General features: G+C 74.7%; 8 protein-coding genes. 2 read left to right on the forward strand and 6 right to left on the reverse strand.

The window, feature by feature from the left end; all coding sequences use genetic code 11:
* A complete protein-coding gene (locus tag ACIRP7_RS14675) occupies positions 1-1,908 on the forward strand; it encodes a DUF2264 domain-containing protein (RefSeq protein ID WP_403658185.1) in 1,908 nt (635 codons plus the stop codon).
* Here the strand turns inward: ACIRP7_RS14675 and cobC are convergent.
* The 6 genes from cobC to cobM are packed head-to-tail and all read right to left on the reverse strand — an operon-like array spanning position 1,856 to position 8,251.
* Positions 1,856-2,926: an Rv2231c family pyridoxal phosphate-dependent protein CobC gene (gene cobC / locus ACIRP7_RS14680; RefSeq protein WP_403658188.1), complete on the reverse strand. Its 1,071-nt coding sequence runs from the start codon at positions 2,924-2,926 to the stop codon at positions 1,856-1,858. The two genes, ACIRP7_RS14675 and cobC, sit on opposite strands and share 53 nt — an antisense overlap.
* Complete coding sequence (locus ACIRP7_RS14685) at positions 2,916-3,845, reverse strand: sirohydrochlorin chelatase (protein ID WP_403658191.1); 930 nt, start codon at positions 3,843-3,845, stop codon at positions 2,916-2,918. Before ACIRP7_RS14685 ends, cobC begins: the two co-directional genes overlap by 11 nt.
* Positions 3,842-4,432: a precorrin-8X methylmutase gene (locus ACIRP7_RS14690; RefSeq protein WP_403658194.1), complete on the reverse strand. Its 591-nt coding sequence runs from the start codon at positions 4,430-4,432 to the stop codon at positions 3,842-3,844. Before ACIRP7_RS14690 ends, ACIRP7_RS14685 begins: the two co-directional genes overlap by 4 nt.
* Positions 4,429-6,114 (reverse strand): precorrin-3B C(17)-methyltransferase, encoded by a 1,686-nt coding sequence (gene cobJ / locus ACIRP7_RS14695; protein WP_403658195.1) that lies wholly within the window; start codon positions 6,112-6,114, stop codon positions 4,429-4,431. The genes ACIRP7_RS14690 and cobJ overlap by 4 nt, the downstream gene beginning before the upstream one ends.
* Positions 6,111-7,433 carry a precorrin-6y C5,15-methyltransferase (decarboxylating) subunit CbiE gene (gene cbiE, locus ACIRP7_RS14700; protein WP_403658198.1) on the reverse strand — a complete coding sequence of 441 codons (1,323 nt, stop codon included), beginning with the start codon at positions 7,431-7,433 and terminating at the stop codon, positions 6,111-6,113. The genes cobJ and cbiE overlap by 4 nt, the downstream gene beginning before the upstream one ends.
* Entirely contained in the window at positions 7,430-8,251 is an 822-nt protein-coding gene (cobM, locus tag ACIRP7_RS14705; RefSeq protein ID WP_403658201.1) for a precorrin-4 C(11)-methyltransferase, read from the reverse strand. The genes cbiE and cobM overlap by 4 nt, the downstream gene beginning before the upstream one ends.
* A 95-nt stretch (positions 8,252-8,346) precedes the next feature.
* Here cobM and ACIRP7_RS14710 point away from each other — a divergent pair, with 95 nt between their 5' ends.
* Positions 8,347-9,075 (forward strand): ZIP family metal transporter, encoded by a 729-nt coding sequence (locus ACIRP7_RS14710; RefSeq protein WP_403658204.1) that lies wholly within the window; start codon positions 8,347-8,349, stop codon positions 9,073-9,075.
* The last annotated feature ends 37 nt before the right edge of the window (positions 9,076-9,112 follow it).

Below are 9,112 nucleotides of genomic sequence, written 5' to 3' on the forward strand. Positions count from 1 at the left end.
ATGACCGCGCCGCATCTATCGCTCCCCGACGACCCGACGCACCACCCCGACCTGCCCACCACCGACCCCCTCCTCTCCCCCCTCACCGGCTGGACCCGCGCCCACTGGGAAGCCGTCGCCGACCGGCTGCTCGACGGGCTGCTGCCCTACGCCACCCCCGGGTTCGCCCAGTACCGGCTGCCCGGACCGCCCAGTCACTCCGGGGCGTGGTCCGACGGCCTGGAGGGGTTCGCGCGGTCCTTCCTGCTCGCCGCGTTCCGGATCGCCGGGTCGGCGGGGCGGGTCGGCCCCGCGCTCGTCGAGCGGTACGCCGAAGGGCTCGCCGCGGGTACCGATCCGCACCACCCCGAGCACTGGCCGCCGATCACCGACCGCGCCCAGCCGATGGTGGAGGCGGCCTCGATCGCCCTCGCGCTGCACGAGTCCCGGCCCTGGCTGTGGGACCGGCTCGACGACGGGGTGCGGGACCGGGTCGTCGAGTGGCTCGGCCGGTTCGTCGGCGCCAGGGCCAACGACTCCAACTGGCGGCTGTTCCAGGTGATCACGGAGGAGTTCCTGGCCTCCGTCGGGGCCCCGCACAGCCGGGCGGAGATCGACGCGGGCCTCGCCCGCCTGGACGACTGGTACCGGGGCGGCGGCTGGTACACCGACGGGGACGGGAAGAAGTTCGACTACTACAACGCCTGGGCGCTGCACCTGTACCCGGTGCTGTGGGCCCGGATCGCGGGACCGCGCGCCGACCCGGGGACCGTGGCCCGGCACCGCGACCGGCTGCGGGAGTTCCTCGGCGTCCACCAGTACTTCTTCGGCTCCGACGGCGCCCCCGTCCACCAGGGCCGCTCCCTCACCTACCGCTACGCCGCCGCTGCCCCCCTCTGGGCGGGCGCCCTCGCCGACGCCACCCCGTTGCCGCCCGGCCTCACCCGCCGCCTGGCCTCCGGCGCCCTGCAGCACTTCACCGAGCGCGGCGTCCCCGACGAGCGCGGCCTGCTCACCCTCGGCTGGTACCGGCCGTTCGGGGGAGTGCTCCAGCGCTACTCGGGCCCCGCCTCCCCGTACTGGGCGAGCAAGGCGTTCCTCGGCCTGCTGCTGCCCGCCGACCACCCGGTGTGGACGGCCCCCGAGGAGCCCGGCCCCGCCGACGCCGCCGACACGGTCCTCGCGCTCCCCGCCCCCGGCTGGCTGCTCCACTCGACCGCCTCCGACGGGATCGTCCGCCTCGTCAACCACGGCACCGACCGCCTCCCGCCCCCACCCGCGACCGACGACGACAGCCCGCACTACGCCAAGCTCGCCTACTCCACCGCCACCGCACCCGAGACCCCCCTCGGCCCCGACAACCACCTCGCCCTGCTCGCCCCCGACGGCACACCGTCCCCCCGCGGCCGTATCCACCCGCTCCACTGCGAGGGCCGCACGGCCGCCTCCTGGCACCGCGCACTCGGGCACCGCGTCGAGACGGTGAGCGTGGTGCACGGGCCGTGGGAGGTGCGCGTGCACCGCATCGATCCGGCATCCGACACCCCGGTGCGGGAAGGGGGCTGGGCGCTCGCCGACCACTCCGGGCCGCCGGTCGCCGAGTGCGGGCCGGGCTGGGCGCGGGTCCGCCGGGCGGCGGGCGGACTGACGAGCGCCGTCGTCGGCCTGTACGGCTGGGGCGAGGGTGCCGGGACGGTCGTGGCTGCCGAGCACACCAACGCCTACGGGCGGTACTCCGCGACCCCCGTCCTCGAAGGCACCGGCCCGCTCCTGGTCACCCTCGTGGCCCTCGGCGCGGACGTGCCCCTCACGGGCGCGGACGCCACCCCCACCACCGGCGGCACCGTCGAGATCCGTTTCCCCGACGGCACCCGCCTCAGTGCCGGGCCAGCGTCACCGCCTGATCCAGGGCCTGCAGAAAGGAGTTGACCGTCGCCCGGTCCCGCACCGCGAGCCGCAGCCACTCCTCGCCGAGCCCCGGGAACGTGTCCCCGCGCCGCACCGCGAACCCCAGATCGCGCAGATGCCGTCGTACATCAGCGGCCTTCGGCAGGCGTACGAGGACGAACGGGCCCTCGGCCGGCTCGACCACCCTCAGTCCGTCCGGGGCGAACTCCCGCAGCCCGGCGACCAGATGGGCCCGGTCGGTGGCGACGCGGTGGGCCGCGTGGGCGGCCTCCGCCAGGGCCCGCGGCTCCATGCACGCCACGGCCGCCGCGAGGGCCGGGGTGGAGACCGGCCACAGGGGCTGGGCGCGCTCCAGTTCGGCGATCGTCTCCGGGGCGGCGAGGACGTAACCGATCCGGAGTCCGGCCAGGCCCCATGTCTTCGTCAGGCTGCGCAGGACGACGAGTCCGGGCACGTCCGTCCGCCCGGCCAGGGCCTCGCGCTCACCCGGCACCGCGTCCAGGAACGCCTCGTCCACCACCAACGTCCGCCCGGGACGAGCCAGTTCGGCGATCGTGGCGGCCGGATGCAGGACCGAGGTGGGGTTGGTCGGGTTGCCGACGACCACCAGATCGGCGTCCTCGGGGACGGCCGCCGGATCGAGCCGGAAACCGTCCTCCTCCCGCAGCAGCACCCGGTCGACCGGGTGCCCGGCGTCCCGCAGCGCCGCCTCGGGCTCGGTGAACTGCGGGTGCACCACCACAGCGTGACGGACCGTCAGGGCGCGGGCGAGCAGCACGAACGCCTCGGCGGCCCCCGCCGTCAGCAGCACCCGCTCCACCGGCACCTCGTGCCGTGCGGCCACCGCCGCCCGCGCTGCCCGCCCGTCGGGATACGCGGCGAGCCCGGCCAGCGACCCCGCGATCCGCTCTCGCAGCCACACCGGGGGAGTGTCGGCGCGGACGTTCACGGCGAGGTCGGTGAGCCGGGCCCCGTCGTCCCGTACCTCGGCGTCGCCGTGGTGCCGCAGGTCGTGGCCGCCGGCTCGGTCAGTGCGCATGGGTGTGGGCGCCGTGATGGTGGCCGTGGTGGTGATGATGGCCGTCGTCGTCCGGGTGGAAGTGCGGCTGCTGCGGCAGGCCCACCTTGTCCTCGAAGCCCGGCAGCGCGATGCGGTACACGCACGAGTCGCAGTTCATCCGCAGATCGCCCTTGACTGCCTCCTCGTACCGCTCCATCACCAGGTCCAGCAGTTCCGGCTCCGGACCGATGACGTCCGCGGAGCGCACCTCGACCTCCGGGTGCGCGGCCGCCCAGCCCTCGGTCTGCTGCTTCACCCGCTCCGGCAGGATCCCGGTGAACAGGAAGTAGGGCAGCACGACGATCCGGCGCGACCCCAGCGCCACGCACCGGTCCAGGCCGCTCGGCACGTCCGGCGCCGCCAGCGACACGAACGCCGTCTCCACGCCCGCGTATCCACGCCCCTCCCACAGCAGCCGGGCCGCCTTGTACACCTCGGCGTTGGCGTCGGGGTCGGTGGAGCCCCGGCCGACGAGCAGCACGGTCACGTCCGCCCGGTCCAGCGGGGCGCGTCCGCCGGTGGTGCCCAGCGCCTCGTCGAGACGCCGCTCCAGGACGTTCAGCAGCGCCGGGTGCGGGCCCAGCGGGCGCCCGTAGGTGTAGGAGATCCCGGGGTGCCGCTCCTTCTCGCGGGACAGCGCGGCCGGGATGTCGCCCTTGGCGTGTCCGGCGGACACCAGCATCAGCGGCACGGCGGCGAACCGGCGGACACCGCGCTGAACCAGCTCGGCCACCGCGTCGGTGAGCGGCGGCGGGGACAGCTCGATGAAGCCGCCCGCGACGGGCAGGTCGGGGTGGCGGGCCCCCAGCTCCCGGACGAAGTCGCGGAACGCCTCGGCTCCGGCATCGTCCCGGGTGCCATGACCGGCGATGAGCAGGGCGGGCGGCGGGGTGGTCACGAGGTCTCCTCAGAGGGGTGAGTGGGGTGGTACAGCAGGGCGTTGAGCGCGGCGGAGGCCACCGCCGAACCGCCCTTCTCGGACACGTTGCTCACGGCGGGCAGTCCGCTCTCGCGCAACGCGGCCTTGGACTCGACCGCGCCGACGAAGCCGACGGGCAGCCCGATGACGAGCGCCGGAGCCGCGTCCAGGGTCAGCAACTCCTCCAGCGCGGTGGGGGCGTTGCCGATCACCCAGATCGCCCCCGGGCCGACCTGCTCGTGGGCGAGCCGGATCGCGTGGGCCGAACGGGTCAGCCCCGGACCCGACTTGGCGTCCCGCAGCCGGCAGACGGTCTCCCGCCGGGTGATCCCAGCCGCGACCATCTCCACGTCCGTGACGACGGGCGCGCCGGAGTGCAGCGCGGTGTGCGCCTTCTCCAGTTCGCCCTCGTCCATGACGAGATCGGTGGCGTACTCCAGATCGGCGGCGGAGTGGATGACCCGCTCCACCACCGCCCGGGTCAGCGGCGGGAAGTGCGAGGTGTCCAGGCGGGCGCGCAGCCGCCGGTAGGACTCCACCTCGATCGGGTGGACGACACGGTTCACTCGGCGCCCTCCTGCCAGCGGTAGCCGCGCGGCGTCACCATGCGCCCCGCGATGTCACGGGTCGCCGTGTTGCCCACGGTCACGACCGTCATCATGTCGACCGTCGCCGGGTCGAGCGCGGCCAGGGTCGTCAGCCGAGCGGACTCGTCCGGCCGTGACGCGTTGCGTACGACCCCGACCGGCGTCGCCGGCTCACGGTGCTCGGCGAGGATCGCGAGCGCCTTGGGCAGCTGCCAGTCCCGGCCCCGGGAGCGCGGGTTGTAGAAGGTGACCACGATGTCCGCCTCGGCCGCCGCGCGCACCCGCCGCTCGATGACCTCCCACGGGGTGTGCAGGTCGGACAGGCTGATGGACACGTGGTCGTGGCCCAGCGGGGCACCGAGGATCGCGGCCGCCGCGAGGGCCGCGGTGACCCCGGGGACGCCGATCACGTCGATGTCGTCGGAGGCCTCGGCGAGCGCGGGGGAGGCCATGGCGTACACGCCGGCGTCCCCGCTGCCGATGAGCGCGACCGCCCGGCCCTCGCGCGCCTCGGCCACGGCGGTCCTGGCCCGCTCCTCCTCGGCCCCGAGCCCCGACTCCAGGATCCGGGTCCCGGGCCGCAGCAGGTCACGGATCTGGTCGACGTACTGGTCGAGCCCGACCAGCACCGAAGCGCGTTGGAGTTCCGCCTTCGCGCGGGGCGTGAGCAGGTCCCGGGCGCCGGGGCCGAGTCCGACGACCGCGAGCCGGCCGCGCGCGGGACGCCGTACGACAGCGCAGGTCGCCATGGCGGGCTGCGCGGCCGATTTCCGCTTGGGGACGAGGAGTTCACCGCCGTGGACGAGCGCGGCGGCCTCGGCGACGGAAGGGGTGCCCACGGCGGCCAGGGGCGCGTCCGAGGGGTTGGGCACCGCGACGGCCGCCAACTCCTCGGCGGAGTGGGTGACCAGGGGCACGCCGAGCCGCTCGGCCGCCGCCACGATTCCCGGCTCCTGGGCCTTGGCGTCCACGGTGGCGAGGTGGGCGATCGACTTCGGGGACAGCCCGGCCTCGCGCAACGAGCCCTCGATCAGCTCCAGCACCTCCTCGACCGGCGCGCCCTTGGAAGCGCCGACGCCGACGACGAGCGTGGGCGGACGCAGGACGACCTCCCGCTCGGGCAGCGGCTCGACCAGCCGGTCCGTCACCCGGATGCCGTACGCCCCCTCCCCGGCGACCGGGAGCGGAGGCAGCGGCCAGCGCGACTCGTTGTGCAGGGCGACGGGCTCCCCGTCCAGCAGCGCCCGCGACACGGCCGCCACCGCGCCCTCCACCGGCAGCCCGAGCGTGTCGAGCCCCGGCACCCCCACCGCGTCGGTAGCCGTCGTCACCACGGGCTCGGCGCCCAGCAACTCCCCGACCTCCCGGGCGAGTTCATTGGCACCGCCGCCGTGCCCGCCGACCAGGGACACGGCGAACCGCCCGCCCTCGTCGACACACACCACACCCGGGTCGGACGCCTTGCCGCCGAGCAGCGGCGCGATCAGGCGGACCACCGCACCCGTGGCCAGGAAACACACGAGCTGCTCGCACTCCGCGAACGCCCGCCGCACGGCGTTCCCCACGGGTCCGTCGTACACGCGCGTACGGTCCGGCCATGCCGCGGCCAGCCGGTCGCGTGCCGCCGCCCCCGCCGCGGTGGCGGAAATAAGGCCGATCACAGAGCAACTCCCTCTCGGTACACGGGGTTTCTGACGCCCCACAGCAGGAAAACCGGATTGGTCGCGGCGAGCCGGGTCACATCCCCGGGCAGCGGCGCGAGCCGGGACGACTGGAGCAGTACGCCGTCGCAGTCGAACCCGGCGCCGGTGAGCGCCGCGCGTACGGCCGGCACCCGGTCCAGCGCGGCCATGGCGACGACCACGCTCCGCCGGGCCCGCCGTGCGCACGCGCCGACGATGTCGGGCAGCTCCCGCCCCCCACCGCCGACGAACACGGCGTCCGGGTCGTCGAGTTCGGCCAGCGCGTCCGGCGCGGACCCGTGCACGACCCGTACGTCGACCCCGTGGGCGGCCGCGTTGGCGCGGATCCGCTCGACACCGTCGGGGGCCTTCTCGACCGCGACGACGGCGGCACCGAGTCGCGCGCACTCCACGGCCACGGACCCGGAACCCGCGCCGACGTCCCACACCAGCTCCCCGAGCCGCGGCCCGAGCCGGGCCAGCGCCAGCGCCCGCACCTCGAACTTGGTGATCATCGAGTCCCGGTGGGCGAACTCGCCCTCTTCCAGGGCCCATTGGGCGGGTGCGGCGGTGGGTCCGGCGACCGTGCGCACGGCACCGAGTGCCCGGGACTCGTCGAGACACAGCACGACACTCACCGCCGTACCCCAGTCCCGGGCGGCGGCCTCGGCGGGGGTGACCCGCTCCACGCGCTCGTCGCCGGTGCCCAAGGCACAGGCGACGATGAGAACACGGTGCGGAACGGCGCCCTCAAGGGGCGCGGGGAACTGCGCGACCGGCCCGGACGGCGCCGCAGCCGCCGGACGACCTTCCTCGGCACCCCCTTTCGCGCCCATCGCCAGTGCCGCCCCCAGTTCCGCAGGCCCTGTTCCCGGCCCGGTGAGCACCGCAACCTTCGGATGAGCCCGGCACACATTCACCGCCGTCCGCAGATCCCGCCCGTGCGCACTGACCACCACCGCGTCCTCCCACGGCAGACCCACCCGCGCGAACGCGGTGGCGACGGAGGAGACCCCGGGCCGCACATCCAGCGCGGCGGGCCCGAAGCGCTCGGCCAGCACCCGCACGATCCCGAAGAACCCGGGGTCGCCGGAGGCCAGCACGACCACCCGCCGTTCCTTCTCCAGGTACTCCGCCATGGTGTCGAGGGCGGGAGCCAACGGCCCGAGCACGATCCGTTCCGCCGCCTCCGGCAGCCGTACGGCATCCAGGTGCCGCCGCCCGCCCACGACCAGCTCGGCACCGGCCAGGCACTCCTGGGGCGGTGCCCCCGTCCCCGTGCCCACCACCGTGATCATGTGCCGGCACCCCGCGACGCGCGCAGGGCCCGCCGGGCCTCCGGGTCGGCCTTGCGGTACCCGTGGAAGTGGCCGGGGTGGTAGAGATGCGACCGCGTGCCCTCGGAGTCGAGCGCCGGGCCGACCAGGAACAGGGTGTGCTTCCACAGCTTGTGTTCCTTGACGGTCTCCTCCAGCGTCTCGATCGTGCAGCGCACGATCAGCTCCTCCGGCCAGGTCGCCTGGTAGGCGACCACGACCGGCGTGGACGTCGGATACCCGCCCTCCAGCAGCTCCCGCACCAACTGCCCACTGCGCGCGGCGGACAGGAAGATCGCCATGGTGGTGCCGTGCTTGGCGAACTCCCGCACCTCCTCGCCGGGCGGCATCGGCGTCTTGCCGCCGCCGAGCCGGGTCAGCACGACGGACTGCGCGACCTCGGGGATGGTCAGCTCGCGCTGCGCGAGTGCGGCGACCGCCGAGAACGCGGAGACCCCGGGCACGACCTCGGTGGCGATACCGATCCGCGCGCACCGGTCGAGCTGCTCCTGCGTACCACCCCACAGGGCCGGGTCGCCGGAGTGGATCCGGGCCACCTTGAGGCCCTTCTCGCGCGCCCGCTTGTACACCGCGACCACGTCCTCCAGCGACATGGTCGCCGAGTCGAGGATCTCCGCGTCCGCGCGTGCGTGCTCGAGGACCTCCGCCTGCACCAGGCTCGCGGCCCAGATCACGACGTCGGCCTCGGCGATGGCGCGCGCGGCCCGGAACGTCAGCAGATCGGCGGCGCCGGGGCCGGCACCGACGAAGGTCACCTTGCCGGTGGGGGCATCGGCCATGGAAATCGGTCCTCTCGTCACAAAAGGTCTTAGGGATGCGGTCGGCGCGGTGGCCGGATGTGCGCGAACGGGGGTTGATCGGATACGAAGGCCCTATGGCGGTCTTCGTCGCGCTCGGCGCGTTCCTGATGACGCTGGCCGGCGGCTGGACGGCACAGCGGGTGACCGACCGCCGTCATCTGGTCCTCGGCCTGGCCGGCGGACTGATGCTCGGCGTGGTCGGCCTGGATCTGCTGCCGGAGGCGCTGCACGCGGCCGGCGACGAGGTCTTCGGCGTCCCGGCGGCCCTGCTCCTGTTCGTGGCCGGCTTCCTCCTGGCCCATCTGGTGGAACGCCTGCTGGCCGCCCGCCAGGCCGCGCACGGCGGTGCGGAGAGGGACGGCCGGGCGCCCGAGGTGGGTCTGACGGCCGCGGCCGCGATGGTCGGCCACAGCGCCATGGACGGTGTGGCGATCGGCGCGGCCTTCCAGGTGGGCGGCGGCATGGGCACGGCGGTCGCGCTCGCCGTCGTGGCCCACGACTTCGCGGACGGCTTCAACACGTACACGATCACGAGCCTGTACGGAAACGACCGCCGCAGGGCGTTGACCATGCTCGTCGCGGACGCGCTGGCCCCGGTGGCGGGCGCCGCCTCGACGTCGTTCGTGACCATCCCGGAGGGCCTGCTCGGCGGCTATCTCGGCCTCTTCGGCGGCGCGCTCCTGTATCTCGCGGCGGCCGAGATCCTCCCCGAGGCCCATCACGAACACCCCGCCCGCTCGACCCTGCTGTGCACGGTCGCGGGCGTGGGGTTCATCTGGCTGGTGGTGGGCCTGGCCGGCTGATCCGGCGGCTCTGGAGGGGCTTGCGGAGGGGGCTGCG

The organism is Streptomyces sp. NPDC102270, assembly GCF_044766405.1.
GTDB lineage: Bacteria > Actinomycetota > Actinomycetes > Streptomycetales > Streptomycetaceae > Streptomyces.

Excerpts from the sequence above, each read along its gene's own strand:
- ACIRP7_RS14675 (WP_403658185.1), top strand. The coding sequence starts at position 1 with ATGACCGCGCCGCATCTATCGCTCCCCGACGACCCGACGCACCACCCC.
- cobC (WP_403658188.1), bottom strand. The coding sequence starts at position 2,926 with ATGCGCACTGACCGAGCCGGCGGCCACGACCTGCGGCACCACGGCGAC.
- cbiE (WP_403658198.1), bottom strand. The coding sequence starts at position 7,433 with ATGATCACGGTGGTGGGCACGGGGACGGGGGCACCGCCCCAGGAGTGC.
- cobM (WP_403658201.1), bottom strand. The coding sequence starts at position 8,251 with ATGGCCGATGCCCCCACCGGCAAGGTGACCTTCGTCGGTGCCGGCCCC.
- ACIRP7_RS14710 (WP_403658204.1), top strand. The coding sequence starts at position 8,347 with ATGGCGGTCTTCGTCGCGCTCGGCGCGTTCCTGATGACGCTGGCCGGC.